Annotated in this window: 21 protein-coding genes; 6 read left to right on the top strand and 15 right to left on the bottom strand. The window is 71.5% G+C overall.

Translation table 11 applies throughout. The annotated features are described in order from the left end of the window. Positions 1 to 8: 8 nt before the first annotated feature. Both AXK60_RS10175 and AXK60_RS27620 read right to left on the bottom strand, forming a co-directional pair. Entirely contained in the window at positions 9 to 1,229 is a 1,221-nt protein-coding gene (locus AXK60_RS10175; protein WP_244881087.1) for an MFS transporter, read from the bottom strand. Continuing rightward, positions 1,223 to 1,378: a hypothetical protein gene (locus tag AXK60_RS27620; protein ID WP_244881086.1), complete on the bottom strand. Its 156-nt coding sequence runs from the start codon at positions 1,376 to 1,378 to the stop codon at positions 1,223 to 1,225. Before AXK60_RS27620 ends, AXK60_RS10175 begins: the two co-directional genes overlap by 7 nt. A gap of 116 nt (positions 1,379 to 1,494) precedes the next feature. Between AXK60_RS27620 and AXK60_RS10170 the strand changes: the two genes are divergently transcribed. From AXK60_RS10170 to AXK60_RS10155, 4 genes are all read left to right on the top strand, one after another. Further along, on the top strand, positions 1,495 to 2,535 hold the full coding sequence (locus AXK60_RS10170) for a magnesium and cobalt transport protein CorA (RefSeq protein WP_244881085.1): 1,041 nt from the start codon (positions 1,495 to 1,497) through the stop codon (positions 2,533 to 2,535). Between the two features lie 107 nt (positions 2,536 to 2,642). Then, positions 2,643 to 2,894: a hypothetical protein gene (locus AXK60_RS10165; protein ID WP_068571027.1), complete on the top strand. Its 252-nt coding sequence runs from the start codon at positions 2,643 to 2,645 to the stop codon at positions 2,892 to 2,894. Between the two features lie 42 nt (positions 2,895 to 2,936). Continuing rightward, positions 2,937 to 3,803 (top strand): Sir2 family NAD-dependent protein deacetylase, encoded by an 867-nt coding sequence (locus tag AXK60_RS10160; RefSeq protein WP_068571026.1) that lies wholly within the window; start codon positions 2,937 to 2,939, stop codon positions 3,801 to 3,803. Between the two features lie 20 nt (positions 3,804 to 3,823). Beyond that, positions 3,824 to 6,052, top strand: coding sequence for a glycoside hydrolase family 3 C-terminal domain-containing protein (locus AXK60_RS10155; protein ID WP_068571025.1), 2,229 nt, complete (start codon positions 3,824 to 3,826; stop codon positions 6,050 to 6,052). 37 nt (positions 6,053 to 6,089) lie between these two features. Here the strand turns inward: AXK60_RS10155 and AXK60_RS10150 are convergent, their stop codons facing one another. Then, on the bottom strand, positions 6,090 to 7,091 hold the full coding sequence (locus AXK60_RS10150) for a glycoside hydrolase family 3 N-terminal domain-containing protein (protein WP_068571077.1): 1,002 nt from the start codon (positions 7,089 to 7,091) through the stop codon (positions 6,090 to 6,092). A gap of 80 nt (positions 7,092 to 7,171) precedes the next feature. Between AXK60_RS10150 and AXK60_RS10145 the strand changes: the two genes are divergently transcribed. Beyond that, on the top strand, positions 7,172 to 7,513 hold the full coding sequence (locus tag AXK60_RS10145) for a helix-turn-helix domain-containing protein (RefSeq protein ID WP_068571024.1): 342 nt from the start codon (positions 7,172 to 7,174) through the stop codon (positions 7,511 to 7,513). A gap of 20 nt (positions 7,514 to 7,533) precedes the next feature. On the opposite strand, the gene AXK60_RS10140 is transcribed toward AXK60_RS10145, so the two are convergent. The 3 genes from AXK60_RS10140 to AXK60_RS10130 form a co-directional block, all read right to left on the bottom strand. Beyond that, on the bottom strand, positions 7,534 to 8,118 hold the full coding sequence (locus tag AXK60_RS10140; protein WP_068571023.1) for a ClpP family protease: 585 nt from the start codon (positions 8,116 to 8,118) through the stop codon (positions 7,534 to 7,536). Next, entirely contained in the window at positions 8,115 to 8,732 is a 618-nt protein-coding gene (locus AXK60_RS10135) for a ClpP family protease (protein ID WP_068571022.1), read from the bottom strand. The genes AXK60_RS10140 and AXK60_RS10135 overlap by 4 nt, the downstream gene beginning before the upstream one ends. A gap of 111 nt (positions 8,733 to 8,843) precedes the next feature. Beyond that, positions 8,844 to 9,851, bottom strand: coding sequence for an AurF N-oxygenase family protein (locus AXK60_RS10130; protein ID WP_068571021.1), 1,008 nt, complete (start codon positions 9,849 to 9,851; stop codon positions 8,844 to 8,846). 108 nt (positions 9,852 to 9,959) lie between these two features. Between AXK60_RS10130 and AXK60_RS10125 the strand changes: the two genes are divergently transcribed. Beyond that, a complete protein-coding gene (locus AXK60_RS10125; RefSeq protein ID WP_414930012.1) occupies positions 9,960 to 10,466 on the top strand; it encodes an SRPBCC family protein in 507 nt (168 codons plus the stop codon). Between the two features lie 12 nt (positions 10,467 to 10,478). Here AXK60_RS10125 and proB read toward each other — a convergent pair whose 3' ends face one another. The 9 genes from proB to AXK60_RS10080 form a co-directional block, all read right to left on the bottom strand. Further along, entirely contained in the window at positions 10,479 to 11,573 is a 1,095-nt protein-coding gene (proB, locus tag AXK60_RS10120) for a glutamate 5-kinase (RefSeq protein WP_068571075.1), read from the bottom strand. Positions 11,574 to 11,617: 44 nt separating this feature from the next. Next, the gene (gene obgE, locus AXK60_RS10115) at positions 11,618 to 13,078 is read right to left on the bottom strand and encodes a GTPase ObgE (protein WP_068571020.1); all 1,461 of its coding nucleotides are present in this window, start codon (positions 13,076 to 13,078) and stop codon (positions 11,618 to 11,620) included. A gap of 114 nt (positions 13,079 to 13,192) precedes the next feature. Further along, positions 13,193 to 13,456, bottom strand: a complete 264-nt coding sequence (gene rpmA, locus AXK60_RS10110; RefSeq protein WP_068571019.1) for a 50S ribosomal protein L27 — start codon at positions 13,454 to 13,456, stop codon at positions 13,193 to 13,195. Between the two features lie 44 nt (positions 13,457 to 13,500). Further along, complete coding sequence (gene rplU, locus AXK60_RS10105; protein WP_068571018.1) at positions 13,501 to 13,812, bottom strand: 50S ribosomal protein L21; 312 nt, start codon at positions 13,810 to 13,812, stop codon at positions 13,501 to 13,503. 147 nt (positions 13,813 to 13,959) lie between these two features. Continuing rightward, the gene (locus tag AXK60_RS10100; protein WP_068571017.1) at positions 13,960 to 16,983 is read right to left on the bottom strand and encodes a translation initiation factor IF-2 N-terminal domain-containing protein; all 3,024 of its coding nucleotides are present in this window, start codon (positions 16,981 to 16,983) and stop codon (positions 13,960 to 13,962) included. Between the two features lie 302 nt (positions 16,984 to 17,285). After that, the gene (ndk, locus tag AXK60_RS10095) at positions 17,286 to 17,699 is read right to left on the bottom strand and encodes a nucleoside-diphosphate kinase (RefSeq protein ID WP_068571016.1); all 414 of its coding nucleotides are present in this window, start codon (positions 17,697 to 17,699) and stop codon (positions 17,286 to 17,288) included. Positions 17,700 to 17,762: 63 nt separating this feature from the next. Then, a complete protein-coding gene (locus AXK60_RS10090; protein WP_068571015.1) occupies positions 17,763 to 18,161 on the bottom strand; it encodes a DUF4233 domain-containing protein in 399 nt (132 codons plus the stop codon). Further along, complete coding sequence (folC, locus tag AXK60_RS10085; RefSeq protein WP_068571014.1) at positions 18,158 to 19,585, bottom strand: bifunctional tetrahydrofolate synthase/dihydrofolate synthase; 1,428 nt, start codon at positions 19,583 to 19,585, stop codon at positions 18,158 to 18,160. Before folC ends, AXK60_RS10090 begins: the two co-directional genes overlap by 4 nt. Continuing rightward, on the bottom strand, positions 19,582 to 22,284 hold the full coding sequence (locus AXK60_RS10080) for a valine--tRNA ligase (RefSeq protein WP_068571013.1): 2,703 nt from the start codon (positions 22,282 to 22,284) through the stop codon (positions 19,582 to 19,584). Before AXK60_RS10080 ends, folC begins: the two co-directional genes overlap by 4 nt. Positions 22,285 to 22,311: the final 27 nt, after the last annotated feature.

Genomic DNA, 22,311 nt, shown 5'->3' with positions numbered 1-22,311 from the left:
GATGCGGCCTACACCTCGTCGGCGGAGCGTCCGGTGCTCCGGTGGCCGAGGACGGCCACCGTGATCATCAGCAGCAGCATCGCCGCCGCGACCACCGCGAACACCCACACGCTGCCACGATCGTCGAGGATCGGAAGCAGAACGAACGGAAGGAATGCGGTCACCAGCTTCGAGAGCGAGTAGGCGGCGCCGGCCGCGGTGCCGCGGATCGCCGTGGGGTACGAGTCGGCGAGGTAGACGTGATAGGCGTTGGAGAACAGGTTCGAGGCCAGGGTGTAACAGAAGCCGGCCGCCACGATCTGCGCGGGGCTGCCCGCGAAACCGAACCACAGGCCGAAGACGGCCATCAGCCCCGCCGAACCGATGACGAGGTAGCGGCGTTCGATCCGCTCCACGATCGGCAGTGCGAGCGCGGCACCGAGCGGGTAGCCGATGTACGACAGCGCCACGAACAGCAGCGAGGTCTGGATCGAGTAGCCCTTGGCCAGCAGCACGAGCGGCGCGATGGTGCCGAAGCCGTAGTAGCCGAACACCTCCAGGGCGGAGACGATCCACATCATGACGGTGCGCCGCCGGTACGGCGGGCGGAACAGCGCGCGGATCGTGATCGACCGCGACCGTACCGGGCGCAGCGCCGCGTCGGGCTCCGCCAGCACCGCGCCCTCCTTCACGGCCTGCGCCTCCAACCGGCGGACGATGGCGTCGGCCTCGTCGGAACGCCCCTGCGCCTCGAGCCATCGGGGCGATTCGGGGAGGCCCCGTCGGACCAGCCAGACCAGCAGCGAACCGAACGCACCGAACACGAACAGCAGCCGCCACCCCTGAACCTCGACTCCCCCGATCTCGAAGACCTGCGGCGTGAGCCAGCGCGCGGCGAAGCCCACCACCGGCACGCCGAGGAAGGACACGACGTAGGCCAGGGAGATGTACTTGCCGCGCACGTTCTTCGGCAGGACGTCCGACAGGTAGGAGTCGGCGAGCGCGAACTCGCCGCCGATGCCGATGCCCGCGATGAACCTGGTCACCACCAGGAAGGCCGCGTTCGGGCTGAACGCGCCCGCGAGCGAGGCCGCCGAGTACAGCGCCAGGTTGAGCATGAACGCGGTGCGCCGGCCGTACCGGTCGGCCAGGCGGCCCATGAACAGCGCGCCGATGAACTGGCCGATGAACGCGGAGGCCAGCAGCAGCTTGAGCTCGTCGGCGCCGAGCGCGAAGTCCTTCTTCAGCACCGTCGCGATGGTCGCGGCAGGAAGTTCTCGTACTGATCGAAGAACAGCCCGAGCCCGATCACCCCCACTGCGGCGAAATGCAGCCGCGTCATCGGCAGCCTGTCGAGCCGTGCCGCGATCGACGGCTCCTGCGTGGTCTCGGTCGTCACCCGTCGAAATATACTTCGGTGTACGAATTCATGTGGACCGAGCATGTCCGATCGGCGAACGCACGGCGCGAACCCCCGCACGCGGGCCGCGGATGCGGTTGAATCCAACCGTGATCGTGGATTGTGCTCACTACGTCGACGGTGCCCGGCAGGCGGAGGCGGCCCTCCCTCCCCTCGACGCCGCCCGGTTGTGCGGCGGCGGCGGCTTCGTCTGGCTCGGGCTGTTCGAACCGACGCCCGAGGAGATGGAGTCCGTCCGGCAGGCCTTCGACCTGCACGAGCTCGCCGTCGAGGATGCCCAGGACTACCACCTGCGACCGAAGGTCGAGGACTTCGACGCCTCGGTGAAGCTCGTCATCCTCCGGACCGCACGCTACGACGACGACCGCGAGGAGGTCGACTTCGGCGAGATCAGCGTCTTCGTCGGCAGTGACTTCGTCATCACCGTGCGGCAGGGCGTGGCGAGCGAGCTGCATCGGGCCCGGGCCCGGCTCGAGCAGAAACCGGAGCTCCTCGCCCTGGGGACCGACGCGGTGCTGTGGGCCATCCTCGACCAGGTGGTCGACGGCTACGAGCCCGTCGTCGCGGGCCTCGAGCACGACATCGAGCAGATCGAGGCGACGGTGTTCTCCGGTGCGGTCGCCCCCACGGAACGGATCTACCTCCTCCGCCGTGAGGTGACCAACTTCTACCGCGCCGCGCACCCCCTGCTCGCGGTCGTCAACGCCGTCGGGAAGAGCCTCGACGAGGAGCGCCTCTCCCCCTACCTGCGCGATGTCTACGACCGGCTCCAACTGATCAACGAGGAGGTCTCCGCCCAACGCGACCTCCTCGGCACGATCCTCCAGGCCAACATCGCCGTCGTCTCGGTCCAGCAGGCGAACTCGGCGGCCCGCCAGAACAGCACCATGGAGCAGCTCACGGTGCTGGCCACGATCTTCCTGCCCCTGACCTTCATCACGGGCTTCTTCGGGCAGAACTTCGAGTGGCTGACCTCGCACATCGACGGCTTCTGGCACTTCATGATCCTCGGCATCGGCGGCCTCCTGATCCCGCTGACAGCGCTGGCACTGTGGCTGCGCCGCAACAAGGCGCCCGAGGTCGATCCGTTCGCCAGCACGCACCACGGGCAGCACAAGGGCGAAGCCCACACCTGACGCATCCGCGCCGCGCAAGCGCGGGCCAACCCGCCGCCAACCCGCGCCGGGAAGACTGTGCTCGAACGCGCACCGGATCGTCGTGCGCCCCCACGGAGGAGACCCGAATGTCGTTCGCACCGCGCCGACTGACCGCCACCGCCCTGCTCGGCCTCGCCCTGGCCGGCGGTGCCGCGACCGTCGGCGCCGCGACCGCGCAGGCAGCGGGCCCCGGGCTCGGCGACTCGTGCATCGGTGCCGAGGTAGGCAAGCGGGCCGTGACCGCGGACGGCACCCGGATCCTGTGCAGCGAGTACCGGTGGGTCGTCGATCACGGCCAGCGGCCGAGCCACTCCTGGGCCGACGACCAGCCGCGGTGAGACCGCCCCGTCCGCCTCGCGACCGCGAGTAGCCTGGACGACGTGCGCACTGCGATACCCGCCTGGGAGCCCGCGGAGGCCACCGCACCCGACGCGGACTGGGCCGACCGGCTCGACCGGGCGCGGGAGCTGCTGAAGGGGCGCCGCACCGTCGCGCTCACCGGCGCCGGGATCTCCACCGCGTCCGGCATCCCCGACTACCGGAGCCCGGACGCGCCCCGTCGCACCCCGATGACGCTCCAACAGTTCCTCGGCTCCGCCGAGTTCCGGAAACGGTACTGGGCGCGCAACCACCTCGGCTGGCGGCACATGGACGCGGCGCTGCCCAACGCGGCGCACCGCGGCCTCGCAGCGCTGCCCGGTGTGACGGGCGTGATCACCCAGAACGTCGACCTCCTGCACCTCAAAGCCGGCTCGCGCGGCGTCGTCGACCTGCACGGGAACTACGCGCAGGTGCGGTGCCTGAGCTGCGAGAACCGGATCAGCCGGCACCGTCTGCACGCACAGCTCGAACCCCTCAACGCCGGCTTCGTCGCGCGGATCGCCGGGCGCGGCGCCCTCGAGGTCGCCCCCGACGCCGATGTCGTCATCGAGGACACCGGCGACTTCACGATGGTCGACTGCGGCGCCTGCGGCGGCGTCCTCAAGCCCGACATCGTCTACTTCGGCGAGTCCGTGCCCAAGCCGCGCGTCGCCCGCGCGTTCGCCATGGTCGACGATGCCGAGGCCCTCCTCGTGCTCGGCACCTCACTGACCGTGATGTCCGGGCTGCGGTTCGTGCGGCATGCGCACAAGCAGGGCAAGCCGATCGTCATCGTGAACCGCGGCCGCACCCGCGGCGACGAGCTCGCCGACGTCACCGTCGACGTGGACGTCGCCACCGCCCTGCAGCGTCTCGCCCTGCCCTGATCGCCGACCGAGAGGACCCCGTGAGCACCGACGCCGCCGATCTCCCGCTCGAGGACCGAGCCCGCCTGCTCACGGGCGCGGACTTCTGGACCACCGCCGCGGCCCCCGGGGTGCCGTCGATCGTGCTCACCGACGGCCCGCACGGCGTGCGGCGCCAACTCGGGGCGTCGGACCACCTGGGCCTCAACGCGTCCGCCCCCGCCACCTGCTTCCCACCCGCCGTGGCCGTCGGCTCGAGCTGGAACCCCGAGGTGGCGCGGCGCATCGGCGAGGCGGTCGCCGTCGAGGGGCGCGCCCTGGGCGTCTCGGTGATCCTGGGCCCCGGCGTGAACATCAAGCGGCACCCGCTGTGCGGCAGGAACTTCGAGTACTACTCCGAGGACCCGCTGCTCGCCGGTGCGCTCGGGGCGGCGCTCGTGCAGGGGCAGCAGAGCCGCGGGGCCGGCGCCTCCGTCAAGCACTTCGCGCTCAACAACCAGGAAACGGAACGGATGCGGGTCAGCGTCGACGCGGACCCGCGCACCGTCCGCGAGATCTACCTCCCCGCCTTCGAGCGGATCGTCCGCGAGGCCGCTCCCGCCACCGTGATGTGCTCGTACAACCGGATCGGCGGCGTCTACGCCTCGCAGAACCACTGGCTGCTGACCTCACTGCTGCGCGAGGAGTGGGCGTACGAGGGGCTCGTCGTCAGCGACTGGGGCGCGGTGCACGACCCCGTCGCCGCGGTCCGTGCGGGCCTGGACCTGGAAATGCCGCACGGCCCCACCAGTACCGAGCGCGTGCTCGCCGCCGTCGCCGCGGGCGACCTCGACGAGGGGACCGTGACCCGGGCCGCGCAGCGCGTGATCGACCTGGCGCGGTGGGCACCGTCGGACGACGAGCCCGCGCCCGACCTCGAGGCGCACCACCGACTGGCCCGGGAGGTCGCGGCGGAGTGCGCCGTGCTGCTGCGCAACGAGCACGCCGCGCTCCCCCTCGGCGCGGGCTCCGGGTCCGTCGCGGTGATCGGCGAGCTCGCCCGGACCCCGCGATACCAGGGCGGCGGATCGAGTCACATCAACGCCACCCGCGTCGACGTCCCGCTCGACGAGATCGTCGCGCGCGCAGGAGAACTCGGCATCCCGACCGAGTTCGCGGCCGGCTACACGCTCGACGGTGACGACGCCGGGCACGGCGACGACCACGCGCTCCATGCGGAGGCCATCGGTGCGGCCGCCCGAGCCGGCACGGCGGTGATCTTCGCCGGGCTCACCGAGGCGGAGGAGTCCGAGGGCTTCGACCGCCCGGACCTGCGGATCGCGTCGCGCCAGGTGGACCTGATCCGCGCGGTCGCGGCCGCGGCGTCCCGCTCCGTCGTGGTCCTCGTGGGCGGCGGCGTGGTCGAGCTCGAATCGTGGCACGACGAGGTCGACGCCATCCTCGAGGCCTTCCTGCTCGGCCAGGGCGGCGGCGCAGCGATCGCCGACCTGCTGTTCGGACTGGCGGAACCGTCGGGCCGCCTGGCCGAGACCATCCCCCGGACCATCGAGCAGACCCCGGCGTTCGGGAACTTCCCCGGCGAGCTCGGCACCGTCCGGTACGGCGAGGGCCTGCTCGTGGGCTACCGCTGGTACACCACCCGTGGGATCACGCCGCGCTACCCGTTCGGGCACGGCCTGAGCTACACGGACGTCGTCGTCGACGACCTCGCAGTGGCGGTCACCGGCCCCGACACCGCGACCGCTCGGGTGCGGGTGCGCAACACCGGCGACCGCGCGGGAAAGCACGTGGTGCAGCTCTACGTCGGCGGGGAGGCCGGTCCGGTCTTCCGGCCCCGACGGTCCCTGGCCGCTTTCCGCAAGGTCGCGCTCGGGCCCGGTGAATCGACGACGGTCGAGCTCGACCTGCCTCGCCGCGCGTTCGCGTACTGGGACGCACGGCGGAACGACTGGGTCGTCGCCGGCGGCGCCTACCGCATCGAGGTGGGCCGCAGCAGCGAGGACATCGACGGTGCCGCCCAGATCGAGCTCGACGGCGACGTGATCGTCGAACGCCTGGACATGGACTCGACGATCGCCGAGTGGGCGGCGCACCCCGTGGCCGGGGAGGGCTTCCGGGCCGCGCTCACCGGATCCGTCGGGGGCATGTCCGTCGACCAGCTCCTGGAACTCGCGGGCTCGATGCCCCTGGGCAAGGCGCTGGACATGCTGCCCGGTCCCGCGGGCGCCGAAGCCCGCGCCGGGCTGGAGGCCGCGATCGCTGCACAGTGACCGCGGACCGTGCATCGCGCGCAGCGCGGGCGTGCGGTCAGAGGCCGGCGCGCGCGAGCGCCTGCGCGGCCTCGTCGCCCTGGGCCACGTCCCGCGCGGAGCAGCACAGCAGGTCGGCGCCGGCCCGGACCGCCGCGACCGCCCGCTGCCCCGTGGAGCCGTACGCGGCGAGGGCTCCCGCCTCCAGCGCGTCGGTGATGATCGTGCCCGAGAAACCGAGACGGCCGCGCAGGTGGGTCTGCAGGATCGTGCGGGACATGCCGGCCGGGTTCGCCGCATCCAGAGCGGGATAGACGGCCCACGACGGCATCACCATCCGCACCCCCGCCGCGATCGCGGCGGTGTACGGCGCCATGTCGACCGACTGCAGGGTCGCGGCCGGCAGGTCGACGGTGACCGTGGTCAGGTCCGTGTTCGCCCCCGCCGGAGCAGCTCCCAGGCCCGGGAAGTGCTTGGCGCACGCCGAGATCCCCGCGCCCTGCGCTGCCCGGATGAAGGCCGCGGCGCAGTCCGCGACGACCTGCGGGTCGGACGAGAAGCTGCGCTGCGTGGCGTCCAGGAAGTCGCCCGCGGACCTGTGAACGCCCAGCACGGGCGCGAGGTCGCCGGAGATCCCGGCCCCGCCGAGTACCGCGGCCGCCGCTGCACCCTGCGCCCTCGCAGCTGACGCCGGGTCGGCCGAGGTGCCCACCTGCTTCGCGGACGCCGACGGGCCGCCGGGCACCCGGTTGACCTGGCCGCCCTCCTGATCGGTGAGCAGCGTGAGCGAGCCCTTCGCCGCCCGGCGGAACTCGGCCGTCACCTCCGCGAGCTGCGCCGCGGACGAGATGTTCTCCGAGAAGAAGATGACGCCGCCCACGCGCCCCTGCGAGACCTTGGTCAGCAGCTCCCCGGGCGGCGTGAGGCCGCTGTAGGAGTACACCACTCGCCGCCCCGCGTCCGGCGCCGCCGCGGCCCTCCCTGCGGACACCGCTGTGAGGGTCGCGAACACGGCACCCGTGCCCGCGACGAGGAACGCCCTGCGGTCGAAGTCCACCATGATCATCGAGGGTACCCACTCGCACGCTGCTCAGAGCGGATCCGACGGTGCCGCGGCCCGGCCCGTCGTAGCGTGAGTCCATGGAGACCCGCAACGAGGCACTGTTCCGGCACGAGCTCGGCGCCCACCTGCGCCGGCAGCGGCACGAGCGCGGCGAGCGGCTGGCCGACACCGCCGAGCGCGCCGGGATCTCTCCGCAATACCTCTCCGAGATCGAGCGCGGGCTCAAGGATCCGTCCAGCGAGATGCTCTCGGCCATCGCCGATGCGCTCGACACCGACGTGGGTGCGATCGCCGTCGCGGTGGGTCTGCGAATGCAGGCCGCACGCCCGGTGGTGCGGCTCGGCGTCGTCGCCACCGGACCGGTCGCGGCGCCCCGTCGGGTCTCCCCCGGCCCGCGGCTGCTCGCCCTGGCGGCCTGACCGCCCCGGCCGGGCCTGCTTCAGGCCTCCTCGATCACCTCGTCGATCAGCCCGTAGTCGACGGCCGCCGCGGCGGTGAAGACACGGTCGTGGTCCGTATCGGCGCGGAGCTGCTCGGGGGTCTGGCCGGTGTGCCGCGCCAGGACCCGCTCCATCTGGGCGCGCACGCGGATCACCTCGTCGGCCTGCAGGATCAGGTCCGGAATCGTGCCGCGTCCCTGCGCCGACGGCTGATGCAGCACGACCCGTGAGTGCGGGAGACCCATCCGCCGGCCCGGTGCGCCGCCCGCGAGCAGCACCGCCCCCACCGCGACGGCCTGCCCGACGCAGGTGGTCGCCACTGGCGGCCGGATGTACCGCATGGTGTCGTAGATCGCCAGGGCCGCACTGGGATCGCCGCCCTCGCAGTTGATGTACAGCTGGATCTCGCCCTCGCCGTCGGAGGCGAGGAACAGCAGCTGCGCGACGATCGCGTTCGCGACCCCGGCGTCGATCCCGGTGCCGAGGTAGACGACCCGCTCCGAGAGCAGGTGCGAGTAGACATCGGTGATGCGCTCGCCGGTGGGGCGCCGGTCGATCACATTGGGGATCGTGTAGGTGCTCATCGAACCGCCCCCGCGAGGTCGAAACCGGTGCGGCGACGGCCCGGGACGATGGTGTCGAAGGAGTCGACGATCTCGTCGACGAAGCCGTAGTCGCGGGCCTCCTGCGCCGTGTACCAGCGGTCGTGCAGCGAATCCTCGAAGATCTGCTCCAGCGGCCGCCCGGTGTCCTCCGCGATCAGGCCGAGCACCGTGTCGCGGGTGTGCCGCAGGTCGCCGGCCTGCAGCTCGATGTCGACGGCGGTGCCGCCGATGCCCGCGGAGCCCTGGTGCATGAGCACCCGGGAGTGCGGCAGTGCGCGCCGCTTGCCCGGCGTGCCCGCGGACAGCAGGAACTGTCCTGCGCTGTAGGCGATCCCGAGCACGAGTGTGGAGACATCGCACGGCACGAGCCGCATGACATCGCGGATCGCGAGCATGGACGGCACGGAGCCGCCGGGCGAGTGGATCCACAGCGCGATGTCGCCGGGACTCGCCGCCGCGAGCGAGAGGATCTGCGTGGCGAGAAGGGAACCGTTGTCGTCGTCGAGCGGACCGTCGAGCACGACGACCCGATGGTCGTAGAGCTCACGGCGCACCCGCTCGCTGAACCTGGGGGTGGTGGGTGTGTCTGTCATGCCCCCATCGTGACGCGGGTCGCGTCGCCGGGGAAGACGAATCCGCCTGAGGCGGAACCGCTCACAGCAGCTCCGCCCCAGGCGGATCGGATCGTGCGGCTCCGCGGAGGATCAGCCGGCGGCGTAGGCGGGCTCGCTCCGGAAGCGGGAGACGCGACCGTCGATGCCGAGCGCCCGCCACAGGAGGCGCGAAACCGGGTTCATCAGCTTCGTCTTCTCCGCGAGCAGGCGGACGTCGCCGAAGACCTCGCGCTTCATGACCTGCGACTCGGGCGAGCGCCAGTACATCTGCTTCCAGACCTCGCGCGGAATGTCGAAGCGCTTGCGGAACTCGCGCGGCGGCACCGCGATCGCCGTGAGCAGTGAACGCATCACGAGCGGCAGCGCCAGCGAGAGCAGGAACCGCGGGAATGCGCCGCGGGTGGGGATGCGGTGCTCGAGCAGTTGGTGCGCGAACGAGATGTGCCGCGCCTCCTCCGCCACGTGGAGCTGCATGACGGCGGTCATGGTGGGGTGCTGCTCGATGCCGGAGCGCAGGAACTGCTTCTGCACATGGTCGATCGGCTCCTCGCCGCCGAGCACGCCCATGTAGAAGATCATCGGGAAGGTGGTGGCCGCCAACGGGATGATCGGCGAGAGCCGCCGGAACCACAGCGGACCGCCGGGCACGTCCATGCCGATCCGATTGACGAACTCCTGGAACATCAGCGTGTGCTGACACTCCTCCTTCGCCTCATGCGTGGCGTAGCGGAACTCCGGCGAATTGTTCGGCTGCAGGGCGGTGTACTGCATGATGCCGCGGATCAGCACCGACTCGAACTGCAGCCCCACTTTGGCCACGTTGGCCTGGCGCCACATGCCCATCTCGATCTGCTTGGCGCGCGGCTGCGACTGGTACCACGCGGTCCGACCGATCGGATCGAAGCGGGAGTCGAGGATCCACCGCGGATCGTCGGGTACCACGGCCAGCTCTGGCGAGTCCCAATCGATGTCGACGTACGGATCGAAGTTGCGCAGTACCGAGGCCTCGGACAGGTCCTGCAGAGTCTGCTCGTACTCCGCCTGGCCCGCGAACGGGCGGCCGCGGGTGCGCCCCATGTGCGTGATGTGCAGCGCCATGACGACCTCCGGGTTCTCGATGACACAGCTCTACCAAAAATGTACCACGATGATGGACATTTCCTACCTGTCTGTATGAACGCCCAGGTCCGGCCTGTAGGGTCTGCCGTGATCACCCGGGACACCGGGTCCCAGATGATCGTCGCCCGCACCGCCGACGCCGGAGGTTCCATGACCACCATCAACCACACCGCGACCGCGACCGTGCCGGTGAGCACCGCCTTCGCGCACGTCGCGGACTACCGGACCGTGCCGCAGTGGTTCTTCGGGATCAGCCGGTTCGTGCCGCAGGGCGCGAAGGACTACGGCCTCGGCGCCGTGTACGACTCCGCGGTGAAGATCGGCCCCAAGGAGATCGGCTCCGTCGTCGAGGTCACTGAGTTCGACGAGGACAGCCTGATCACGCTGAAGTCGATCTCCGGATTCCGCACCACGTCGCGGTGGCGGTTCCGCGCCGTCGACGAGGGGCGCACCGAGCTCGCCGTCGAGTTCACCTACGACCTGCCGGGCGGCTTCGCGGGCAAGGCCCTCGGCATGATCATCGAGCCCTTCGCCGTCCAGGCGGTCAAAGCCTCCGAGGCGGCACTGCGCCGGGACCTCGAGGGCGCGGCGTAGCGAGGAGCGCTCTCAGCGCACCGGCACGAGGTCGTCCGCATGGACGACGGGACGCCGCAACCCCTCGGGCAACTCCGCGGTGCCCTGACCGAGCATCGCCTCGATCTCCGAGTGGTCGTAGGCCACGACGCCGCGGGCCCGGACGGTGCCCGCCGCGTCGCACAGGTTGACCACGTCTCCCCCGGAGAACGTGCCGCTCACACCGTGCACGCCCGCGGGCAGCAGCGATCGCCGGCGGTCCACGACCGCGGCGACGGCACCGTCGTCCAGCACGAGGTCCCCGTGGACGTCGGCGGCGTGCCGCACCCAGAACCGCCGCGCCGACAGGCGCACGGCCCGGGGACGGAAGACCGTGCCCACATCCGCACCGTCGAGCGCCCGGTCCGCGACCGCCGCTGCGGTCAGCAGCACGGGCACTCCCGCGTCGGCGGCGAGCCGAGCGGCGGACAGCTTCGACGCCATCCCGCCCGTGCCGAGTGCGCCGCCGGAACCGGCCACGACCCCGTCGAGGTCCTCCGGGCCGTCGACGGCCGCGATGAGCGAGGCCTCGCCCTTGCGCGGGTCCCCGTCGTAGAGCCCGTCGACGTCGGACAGCAGGACCAGCGCATCGGCGCCGGTCAGGTGTGCGACGAGGGCGGCCAGCCGGTCGTTGTCACCGAAGCGCACCTCGTTGGAGGCCACCACGTCGTTCTCGTTGATGATCGGGACGGCACCGAGCGTGCGCAGCCGGTCCAGCGTGCGCTGCGCGTTGGCCGCGTGCACGCGGAGCCCGATGTCGTGCGCGGTGAGCAGCACCAACGAGACGATCCGCTCGTAGCGCCGGAAGGAGGCGCCCCAGGCGTTGGCCAGCTGCAGCTGCCCCACCGAGGCGACGGCCTGCTTGGTCGCGAGGTCGGTGGGCCGTCGCTTCAACCCCAGCGGCGCCATGCCCGCGCCGATCGCGCCGGAGGACACCACGACGACCTCGGTGCCCCGGTCCAGGCGCGCGACGATCGCGTCGGTCAGCGCGTCCAGACGGTCCGACGCGAGGCCGTGCTCGAGATCGGTCAGCGCGGAGCTGCCGATCTTGACCACCAGCTTGCGGGCGCCCGCGACGAGGGCGCGCATGTCCCCGTCGAGCAGCTCGCCGTGAGGCGTCGCGGGCGCCTCGGTCACAGGTCGTCCTCGTCGTCGCTCGCCAGGCCGCGCCGCACGTCGTGCTGGTGGCGACGCTCGGCGGCGCCCACGCGGTCGTTCTGCTCGAGCCGGATGTCGGTGCCGCGGCCCGTGACCGGCACGTCGTCGATGGTGCCGAGCGAGGGCTCCCAGTTGAAGCAGACGTCGCCGATGGTGACCGGGGCTCCCGGCTCCGCACCGAGCTTGACCAGCTCCTTCTCGACGCCGAGCCGGTTGAGCCGGTCGGCGAGGAAGCCGACGGCCTCGTCGTTGTCGAAGGGCGTCTGCTTGATCCACCGCTCGGGCCGCGGTCCGCGCACGATGAAGCCGCCCGGCTGCGCGGGATCGGAGATGACCTCGAACCCGGACTCGTCGATGGCGATGGGCCGGATGACGGGGCGACGGGCGACCGGGGTCCCCCGCTCCTCGCGGTAGCGCTGCACGAGCTCGGCGAGCGCGAAGGTCAGCTCGCGCAGGCCCGTGTGCGCCACCGCGGAGATCACGAAGACCGGCCAGCCGCGCTTCTCGAACTCGGGGCGCACCATCTCGGCGAGCTCCTCGGCGTCCGGCACGTCGGCCTTGTTCAGCACGACGATGCGCGGGCGCTCGGACAGGTCGCCCAGGCCCGTGTCGGCGGCGAGCGCCGGCTGGTACGCGGCCAGCTCGGCCTCCAGCGCGTCGACATCGCTCACCGGGTCACGGCCGGGCTCGAGGGTCGCGCAGTCCACGACGTGCGCGAGCACGGCGCACCGCTCGAGGTGGCGCAGGAAGTCCAGGCCCAGGCCGCGGCCCGTCGACGCGCCGGGGATGAGGCCCGGGACGTCGGCGATGGTGAAGGTGGTCTCCCCAGCGGAGACGACGCCGAGGTTCGGCGCGAGCGTGGTGAACGGGTAATCGGCGATCTTGGGCTTCGCGGCCGACAGCACCGAGACCAGCGAGGACTTGCCCGCGGACGGGAAGCCGACCAGTCCCACATCGGCGACCGACTTGAGCTCGAGCACCAGATCGCGCGTCTGGCCCTCCTCGCCGAGCAGCGCGAAGCCGGGCGCCTTGCGCGCCTTCGACACCAGCGCCGCGTTGCCGCGGCCACCGCGGCCGCCCTGCGCGGCGTCGAACCGGGTGCCCGCGCCCACGAGATCGGCGACCATCCGGCCGTCGGTGTCCAGGACGACGGTGCCGTCCGGCACCTTCAGGATGAGGTCCTGCCCGGAGCGGCCCTCGCGGTTCCCGCCCTCGCCGGGCTTGCCGTTGGTGGCCTTGAGGTGCGGGCGGAAGTGGAAGTCGAGCAGCGTGTGCACCTGCGGGTCGACCTCGAGGATCACCGAGCCGCCGCGGCCTCCGTTGCCGCCGTCGGGGCCGCCGAGCGGCTTGAACTTCTCCCGGTGGATCGAGGCGCAGCCGTGGCCACCGTTACCTGCCGTGACATGCACCGTCACGCGGTCGACGAACCTGGACATGGATGAACCTCTTTCTACCGTGTGCCCGCCCGAGGGCGGAAAGACGAAAGCGGGCGGGCCCCTGACAAGGAGACCACGCCCGCCTTCGAGAAGACTTCGTACTGCTGCCGCGGACTAGGCCTCCGCAGCGACCGGCACGATGTTGACCGTCTTGCGGCCACGCTTGGTGCCGAACTCCACGGCGCCCGCCGCGAGGGCGAACAGCGTGTCGTCGCCGCCACGGCCGACGAGCACGCCGGGGTGGAAGTGGGTGCCGCGCTGGCGGACGATGATCTCACCGGCGCTGACCTTCTGGCCACCGAACCGCTTGACGCCCAGTCGCTGGGCGTTGGAATCACGACCGTTGCGCGAGCTGGACGCGCCCTTCTTGTGTGCCATCTGGCTACTCCTGTACTAAAAGTGTGAGTGGTCTGATTCGCCGGTCAGGCGATCGCGGTCACCTTGACGACCGTCAGCTTCTGCCGGTGGCCCTGACGCTTGTGGTAGCCGGTCTTGTTCTTGAACTTGTGGATGCGGATCTTCGGTCCCTTGACCTGATCCACGACCTCGGCGGTGACCGAGATCTTCTCCAGCGCGGCGGCGTCGGTGGTGAGGTTCGCACCGTCGACGACGAGCGCCACGGGCAGCTTGACGCTGCTACCGAGCTCACCGTCGATCTTCTCGACCTTCACCAGGTCGCCGACGGCGACCTTGTACTGCTTGCCGCCGGTCTTGACGATCGCATACGTGGCCATCTTCGGGCTTACCTCTTCTTACACATCTCGTAGTTCAGCGCGCGCCAGGTGCGCGGCTCGTATCACGCGGGTACTCCGGAACACGCACACACGAGCGCGCCGCCGGAAAAGCGACCTTCCCAGGCTACGGGAACGCCGACGCCAGGGTCAAACCGGCTGGTCCGCCTTGTCGGCACCGTCACCCTCGACGCCACCCGCCGCCGGTCCCGCGGGCCGGGCAGCGGCACGGCGCCGGGCCCGCTTGCGCGCGGGCTCCGCCACCGATGCACCGGCCGCATCGCCCGCGGGGGCGGTCGGCGCGTCGGGCACGGGGATCGCGATGTCGACGACGATCGTCTGCGCGGACGCCGACGTCGTGGTGGGCGCCTTCCGCGCCACCCGGCGGCGGCGCGGGGCCGACGGTGCCTGCTCCGCCGGCGTCTGCTCGGCCACCGGTGCGGCCTCGGGCGGTGCGGCAGCAGGCGCGGCCTGCGCCGCCGGAGCCTGCTCGGGCTCGGCGGCAGGTGCCTCGGGCGCCACATCGAACACCTCGGGTGCCTCGGCCGCCGCCTCCGTCACCGGCGCGGCCACCTCGTTACCGTCCTCATCGTGGTGCGCCGCCATCGCCCGGAACATCGGATGCTCACCCTTGTGCGCGACGGGCTCCTTCGCGGGCGCGGGCTGCGCCTCCGGGGCCTGGACGGCACCGTCGGACTTGGAACGCTTGCGCTTCTTGCGGCCCGTGCCCTCGGACCGCTCCCCCGAGCGGCCGGCCTCCTCGCCGCCGCCCGCCGACTCGACGGGCGCGTCGTGGACGATGATGCCGCGGCCGGCGCACGCCTGGCACGGCGTGGAGAAGGCCTCGACGAGGCCCGTGCCGATCCGCTTGCGGGTCATCTGGACCAGGCCCAGCGAGGTGACCTCGGAGACCTGGTGGCGAGTGCGGTCGCGGCCCAGGGCCTCGGTGAGGCGCCGCAGCACGAGGTCGCGGTTGGACTCGAGGACCATGTCGATGAAGTCGACGACGATCATGCCGCCGATGTCGCGCAGGCGCATCTGCCGCACGATCTCCTCGGCCGCCTCGAGGTTGTTGCGGGTGACCGTCTCCTCGAGGTTGCCGCCGGCGCCGGTGAACTTGCCGGTGTTGACGTCCACGACGGTCATCGCCTCGGTGCGGTCGATGACCAGGGTGCCGCCCGAGGGCAGCCAGACCTTGCGGTCCATGGCCTTCGCGAGCTGCTCGTCGATGCGGAAGGTCGCGAAGACGTCCGGCGCGTCAGCGTGGGCCTTCTCGAACTTCTCGACCCGCGGCAGCAGGTCGGGAGCGACATCACCGACGTACTTCGACGTCGTGTCCCAGGCCTTGCGGCCCTCGATGACGAGCTTGCTGAAGTCCTCGTTGAAGAGGTCGCGGACGACCTTGACCAGCAGGTCCGGCTCCTCGTAGAGCGCCTTGACGCCCTTCTGCGAGGAAGCGGCCTCGATCTCGGCCCACTGCGCCTGCAGCCGCGCGACATCGCCCGCGAGCTCCTCGGCGCTCACGCCCTCGGACGCGGTGCGGATGATCACGCCCGCGTCGGCGGGGACGATCTCCTTGAGGATCTCCTTGAGGCGCTTGCGCTCGGTGTCGGGCAGCTTGCGCGAGATGCCGGCGGAGCCGCCGCCCGGCACGTACACCAGGAAGCGTCCCGCGAGGGAGATCTGCGTCGTCAGCCGGGCGCCCTTGTGGCCGACCGGGTCCTTGGAGACCTGCACCAGCACCTGATCGCCGGGCTTGAGGGCCTGCTCGATCTTGCGGGCGTTGCCGTCGAGACCGGCGGCGTCCCAATTGACCTCGCCGGCGTAGAGCACGCCGTTGCGGCCGCGGCCGATGTCGACGAACGCGGCCTCCATCGAGGGCAGCACGTTCTGCACGCGGCCCAAGTAGATGTTGCCGACCATCGACGCCGAGCTCGACGAGGTGACGAAGTGCTCCACCAGCACGCCGTCCTCGAGGACCGCGACCTGGGTGTAGTCGGCGGGGTGCGGCACGGTGTGGCCGTCCTGGCCCTGCGACGGCCCCACGCCGGTGCGCTCGCGCACCACCATCACGCGGTCGACGGCCTCGCGGCGGGCGAGGAACTCCGACTCGGTGAGGATCGGCGGGCGGCGGCGTACGGTGTCGCGGCCGTCGCGGCGGCGCTGGCGCTTGGCCTCCAGGCGGGTCGAGCCGCTGATGCCGCGCACCTCGTCGCGGCGGGCGCGCTGACGCGATTCCCGCGGCTCGCGCTCGTGGACGACGGTGTTGGGCGGGTCGTCGGACGAGGCCGCCTCGGCGCCGTCCTCCCCCGCGCCCGTGCGGCGCCGGCGACGGCGCCGGCGGCGACGCGAGCCACCGTCGGTCACGTCCTCGACGTCATCGCCCTCGGCGCCGTCCGACGATGCCTCGTCGGTCTTCTCCTCGGCGGCGGCCGCGCCGTCCGCCTCGGGCTGCTGCTCGTCGGTGCTCGCGTCCTGCGCGGGCGCACCGTCGGTCTGCTCGGCCTGGTCCTGGCCGTCCTGCTCGTCGGCGTTCTCGCCGCGACCGCGACCGCGGCCACGACGGCCCCGGCGGCGGCGGCGATTGCCGGCGCCCTCGTCGTCCGCGGAATCGTCGGACGACGATGCCGACTCCGCCGGCTCGGCGGCGGCCTCGGCGACCGGCTCGGTGTCCTGCTCGGTCGCGGGAGCGTCGACGGCCGGGGCCTCGGGCTCCGGGGCGTCCTCGACGACGTCCTTCTTCTTCGGCGCGCGCGCCTTCCGCGGCGCGGGCTCGACCTGCTCGGGCTGCAGGAACAGCGGCACCGTGGTGTCGATGGTCGACGGGGCCACCTCGGCGATGGGCTCGATGACTGCGGCCTCGGAGAAGAGGGACGGGGTCTCCTCGACGGGCTCGGCGGGTGCCGCGGTGGCGGGTTCGGCCGCGACCTGCTGGTCAGCGACTTCGGGTGCTCCGCCCGCGAGCTCGGCGATGCGATCGCGGACGCGCTCGGCGGCGCTGCGGTCGATGCTCGAGTGCGCACTGCGCGCGACGAATCCGAGATCACCGAGGTGCGCGAGCACCTCCTTGCTCGTGAGCCCGAGCAGACGCGCCAGCGCGTGGACGCGCAGCTTCTGCGGGAACTCCTCCCGAGCTTCGTTGTTCTGTTCTTCCGGCGACGTGTTGTCGGCCACTGAATCTCCTACCGACCCCCGGGCGCGATCACTACTCGGTCGCGGCCACGCGGGGGCGTGTCGTGTGGTGGGGCTCCAGGTGACCTGAAGCCTCACGTTTGTCAAGGTCTGCACGTGTCTCGTGCGTGGCGCACGCTTGCTCGGTGTTCGCCGAGCTGCCGGGCCGGTCGGTGCTGCGCGGTTGCGCGCGCCGACGTGCGTCCGACTCATCATCCCACACGTCACAGCCGCGGCGGAAAAGTATCGGGCCCGCGCTGCGCGGTTCGCGCGGCGCGGGCCCGGGGGACGTGGGTCGACGCAGGTCAGGCGAGACCGGGGAACCAGAGGGCGATCTCGCGCGCAGCGGACTCGGGCGAGTCGGAACCGTGCACGAGGTTCTCCTGGGTCTCCAGGCCGAGGTCACCGCGGATGGTGCCCGGCACGGCCTTCTCCACGGGGTCGGTGCCGCCGGCGAGCTGACGGAACGCCGCGATCGCGCGGGGGCCCTCCAGCACCGCGGCCACGACGGGCCCGGAGGTGATGAATTCGAGCAGGGAGTCGAAGAAGGGCTTCTCCTTGTGTTCGGCGTAGTGGCCCTCGGCCACCTCGATGGAGACGTGCTTGAGCTCGAGGGCCGCGATGGTCAGGCCCTTCCGCTCGATGCGCGCCAGGATCTCCCCGGACAGGCCGCGCCGCACGCCGTCGGGCTTGATGAGAATCAGAGTCCGCTCAGTCACGGGCACAGACTAACGGGACGGTGCGGTCACCGTCGACGACGGTCCCCCGGACGGTGCGCCGGCTCAGTCCGCGATCGGCTCCTGGCCCTGCAGCCGCCCCTCGGCCATCCGCTTCTTCACGTCCCGCTCGATGTAGACGATGTACGCCCAGACCAGGGCGAACACGACGCCCACGGCGCCGATCCCCCAGTGCACCGCGAAGCCGGCGATCACGGCGACCTGCAGCGCGCAGATCGCGGGGATGGCCCACGGCTTCTTCACGACCATGCAGCCGGCGAAGCAGGCCGCGGCCAGGATCAGGACGTACGCGACCTTCAGGCCCGACAGCCCCGGGGACAGCCGGATCACCACCGGCAGGGCCAACAGGATCACGATCATCTCGAGGATCAGCGTGCCGGACAGGATGCCGCGGAAGCTCTTCCACGGGTCCTTGGTGGGCGGCGTGAACCGCTGGGTACTCACTGGGGTTCCTTTCCGAACAGCGAACGCGCGGCTCCCGCGGTCACCACCGAGCCGGTGATGAGCACGCCGACGCCCGACGCCGGTGCGCCGGTGTCGAAGCCGTCGTCCGACTCGTCGTCGGCGAGCGCGATCGCGGTCTCGACCGCATCGATCATCGTGGGTGAGGTGACGACGCGGTCCTCGCCGAAGATCTCCTCGGCGATCGCGGCGAGCCGCTCGACCTCGAGCGCCCGCGGCGAGCCGTTGTGCGTGACCACCACGGTGTCGAGCACGGGCTCCAGGGCGGTCAGCACGCCGATCGCGTCCTTGTCGGCGAGCACGGAGACCACGCCGATCAGCGTGTGGAAACCGAACTCGGTCTCGATGGTGCGCGCCAGCGCCTGCGCGCCGTGCGGGTTGTGCGCGGCGTCGATGAGCACCGTCGGGGCGGTACGGACGCGTTCGAGCCTGCCCGGCGACGCGGCCTTCGCGAAGCCCTCCCGCACCGTGTCGAGGTCGAGCTGCTGGTCTGCGCCCGCGCCGAAGAAGGCCTCTACCGCGGCGAGCGCGACCACGGCGTTGTTCGCCTGGTGCTCGCCGTGCAGGGGCAGGAAGATCTCGTCGTAGACGCCTCCCAGGCCCTGCAGGGTCAGCTGCTGCCCGCCGACGGCGACGCGCCGCTCGACGACCATGAACTCGGAGCCCTCACGCGCGACGGCCGCATCGGCCTCGACGGCCTTCCGGAGCAGCACGTCCATGGCGGCCGGCTCCTGCTTGCCCACGACCACGACGGTGTCCTTGGGGATCAGCCGCTCGGGCGCGCGCTTGATGATCCCCGCCTTCTCCCCCGCGATCGACGGGATGTCCGGGCCCAGGATCTCGACGTGGTCGAGGCCGATCGGCGTGATCACGGCGACCTCGGCCGTCACGACGTTCGTGGCGTCCCAGGTGCCGCCGAGCCCGACCTCCACCACCGCCACGTCGACGGGGGCCTCGGCGAACGCCGCGAAGGCCATCGCGGTGAGCACTTCGAACTTGCTCATCCGCGGACCGTCGGCGGCCTCGGACTGCGCGTCGACGAGCTCGATGAAGGGCTCGAGCTCGCGGTAGGTCTCCACGTACTGACGTGCTGTGAGCGGCGCACCGTCGACCGCGATGCGCTCGGTGGCGAGCTGCAGGTGAGGACTGGTGATCCGGCCCGTCCGGCGCGAGAAAGCGAGCAGCAGCGAGTCGATCATGCGCGCCGTCGACGACTTGCCGTTCGTTCCTGCGATCTGGATCGACGGGTACGCGTCCTGCGGCGAGCCGAGGAGCTGCATGAGCGCGGAGATCCGCGCCAGGGACGGCTCGATCTTGGTCTCGGGCCAGCGCTGATCGAGTTCCGCCTCGACGCGGGCGAGCTCGGCCAGGTCGTCGGGGTCGGCGGCGAAGGCGGGGACCGTCACGCGGCGCCCCCGCCGAGCTGCGCGATCCGCGCCGTCAGCCGCTCGACCTCCTCCTGCGCGACGCTCTGCCGCCCCCGGATCTTGTCGACGACGGCGTCGGGCGCCTTCGCCAGGAAGGCCTCGTTGCCGAGCTTGGCCGTGGTCCCGTCGAGCTCCTTCTGCGCGGCCTTGAGGTCCTTCTCCAGGCGCGCCCGCTCGGCCCCCAGGTCGACGGTGCCGGACGTGTCCAGTTCGACGGTGACCGTGCCCCCGGCCAGCCGGACCTCGAGCGACGCCGTGGCGGCGAAGCCCTCCTCCGGCGGAGTCAGGCGGCACAGGTTCGCGGCCGCGGCCGCGAGCGAGGTCAGGCCCGCCCCGTCGAGGCCGGTGAGCCGCGCGGCGACCCGCTGGCCCGGCTTGAGCAGCTGGTCGCTGCGGAACCGGCGGATCTCGGTGACGAGACGCTGCAGGTCCGCGAAGCTGCGGGCGGATTCGACACCGTCGGCGGGGATCTCGGCGGGCGCCCAGTCGCGGGACGGCCAGTCGGCGATCACCAGGGAGGTACCGCCGGTGAGGGCCTTCCACAGCACCTCCGTGACGAAGGGCATCGTCGGGTGCAGCATCCGCAGCACGACATCGAGGGCCTTGCCGAGCACCAGGCGGGTGTTCTCGCCGAGCGCCGCGTCGCCGTGATCGTTCGCGGCGTGCAGCTGCAGTTTGGCGACCTCCAGGTACCAGTCGCACAGCTCGTCCCACGCGAAGTGGTACAGCGCCTCGCACGCCTTGCCCAGCTCGTTCGCGTCGAAGGCGGCGTCGGCCTCGGCCTGCACCGCCGCGAGGCGGTCCAGGATCCAGCGGTCGGCGTCGGTGAGCTGATCGCGGGCCGGGAGCTCACCGACGTGCGCGTCGTTCATCAGCGCCAGTTTGGTGGCGTTGAACAGCTTGGTGGCGAACTTCCTCGACGATGCCGCGGCGTCGGCGCCCACGTTGAGGTCGGCGCCGGGGATGGTGCCGCGGGCCAGGGTGAAGCGCAGCGCGTCGGCGCCGTACTCCTCGACCCAGTCCAGCGGATCGATGCCGTTGCCCTTCGACTTGGACATCTTCTTACCGAACTCGTCGCGCACGAGGCCGTGCAGCAGCACCTCGTGGAAGGGCACCTTGCCGGGCGCGTTCGGCTCCTCGCCGATGAAGGTGCCGAACATCATCATCCGGGCGACCCAGAAGAAGATGATGTCGTAGCCGGTGATCAGCGTCGACGTGGGATAGAACTTCGCCAGGTCGGCCGTGGAGTCCGGCCAGCCCATCGTGGAGAACGGGAACAGGCCCGAGCTGAACCAGGTGTCCAGCACGTCGGGGTCCTGCTCGTAGCCCGCGGGCGGTGTGTCGTCGGGGCCGCAGCACACCACGTCCCGCACGCCGTCCGCGTCGGCCGGGCCGTACCAGACGGGGATGCGGTGGCCCCACCACAGCTGGCGGGAGATGTTCCAGTCGTGCATCTCGTCGACCCAGTCGAAGAACCGCGGCGCCAGCGACTCGGGGACGATCGTGGTGTCGCCGCTGCGGACCGCGTCACCAGCAGCCTTCGAGAGCCGATCCACCTTGACCCACCACTGCATCGACAGCCGCGGCTCGATCGGCTCGCCGGAGCGCTCGCTGTGGCCGACGCTGTGCCGGTACGGGCGGATCTCCTTGACGATGCGGCCCTGCTCGGCCAGCGCCTCACGGATCGCCTTGCGGGCGGCGAACCGGTCCATGCCGTCGAACGGCGTTCCGGTGCCGACGATGTGGGCGGTCTCGTCCATGATCGTGGGCATCGGCAGGCCGTGCCGCTGGCCGAGGGCGAAGTCGTTGGGGTCGTGCGCGGGGGTGATCTTCACCGCGCCGGAACCGAACTCGGGGTCGACGTAGTCGTCGGCCACGACGGGGATGCCGCGGTCGAGAAAGGGGTGCGCGAGCGTCGTCCCGACCAGCGCGCGGTAGCGCTCGTCGTCCGGGTGCACGGCGATCGCCGTGTCGCCCAGCATCGTCTCGAGGCGAGTGGTGGCGCAGACGATGTGCGGCTCACCGTCGTTCATGGACCCGTACCGGAAGGAGACGAGCTCCCCGTCGACCTCCTTGTGGTCGACCTCGAGGTCGGAGATGCCGGTCTGCAGCACCGGGGACCAGTTGACGAGTCGCTCGGCGCGGTAGATCAGACCGGCGTCGAAGAGCTGCTTGAAGATGGTCTGGACGGCGCGCGAGAGGCCCTCGTCCATGGTGAACCGCTCGCGGGACCAATCGATGCCCACGCCGATGCGACGCATCTGGCCGGTGATGTTGCCGTGGCTGGCCTCCTTGAAGGCCCAGGCGCGCTCGAGGAACTTCTCGCGGCCGATCTCGCGGCGGCTGGTCCCTTCCGCGGCGAGCTGCTTCTCGACGAGGGACTGCGTGGCGATGCCGGCGTGGTCGGTGCCGGGCAGCCACAGCACCTCGTAGCCCTGCATCCGCTTACGGCGGCACAGCGCGTCGGTGATGGTCTGGTCCAGGGCGTGGCCCAGGTGCAGGCTGCCGGTCACGTTCGGCGGCGGCAGGACCACGGAGAACGCGGGCTTGGGCGAGGTGTTGTCGGCGGTGAAGTAGCCCGCGCCCACCCAGCCGGCGTAGATGTCCGCCTCTACCGCACCGGGCTCCCAGGCGGCGGGGAGTCGGTCGAGAGCGGAGTCGCGCGGCGCAGTAGTCACCCCACGATTCTAGTCAGCGCATGCGAG

Origin of the sequence: Tsukamurella pseudospumae (assembly GCF_001575195.1) — a bacterium.
Taxonomy (GTDB): Bacteria; Actinomycetota; Actinomycetes; order Mycobacteriales; family Mycobacteriaceae; genus Tsukamurella; species Tsukamurella pseudospumae.
This window is presented reverse-complemented; position numbering and strand designations above follow the sequence as displayed.

Coding starts and splice junctions, on each gene's coding strand:
- AXK60_RS10165 (WP_068571027.1), top strand. CDS start 2,643: ATGTCGTTCGCACCGCGCCGACTGACCGCCACCGCCCTGCTCGGCCTC.
- AXK60_RS10150 (WP_068571077.1), bottom strand. CDS start 7,091: ATGGTGGACTTCGACCGCAGGGCGTTCCTCGTCGCGGGCACGGGTGCC.
- AXK60_RS10145 (WP_068571024.1), top strand. CDS start 7,172: ATGGAGACCCGCAACGAGGCACTGTTCCGGCACGAGCTCGGCGCCCAC.
- AXK60_RS10140 (WP_068571023.1), bottom strand. CDS start 8,118: ATGAGCACCTACACGATCCCCAATGTGATCGACCGGCGCCCCACCGGC.
- AXK60_RS10135 (WP_068571022.1), bottom strand. CDS start 8,732: ATGACAGACACACCCACCACCCCCAGGTTCAGCGAGCGGGTGCGCCGT.
- AXK60_RS10130 (WP_068571021.1), bottom strand. CDS start 9,851: ATGGCGCTGCACATCACGCACATGGGGCGCACCCGCGGCCGCCCGTTC.
- proB (WP_068571075.1), bottom strand. CDS start 11,573: ATGCGCGCCCTCGTCGCGGGCGCCCGCAAGCTGGTGGTCAAGATCGGC.
- obgE (WP_068571020.1), bottom strand. CDS start 13,078: ATGTCCAGGTTCGTCGACCGCGTGACGGTGCATGTCACGGCAGGTAAC.
- rpmA (WP_068571019.1), bottom strand. CDS start 13,456: ATGGCACACAAGAAGGGCGCGTCCAGCTCGCGCAACGGTCGTGATTCC.
- rplU (WP_068571018.1), bottom strand. CDS start 13,812: ATGGCCACGTATGCGATCGTCAAGACCGGCGGCAAGCAGTACAAGGTC.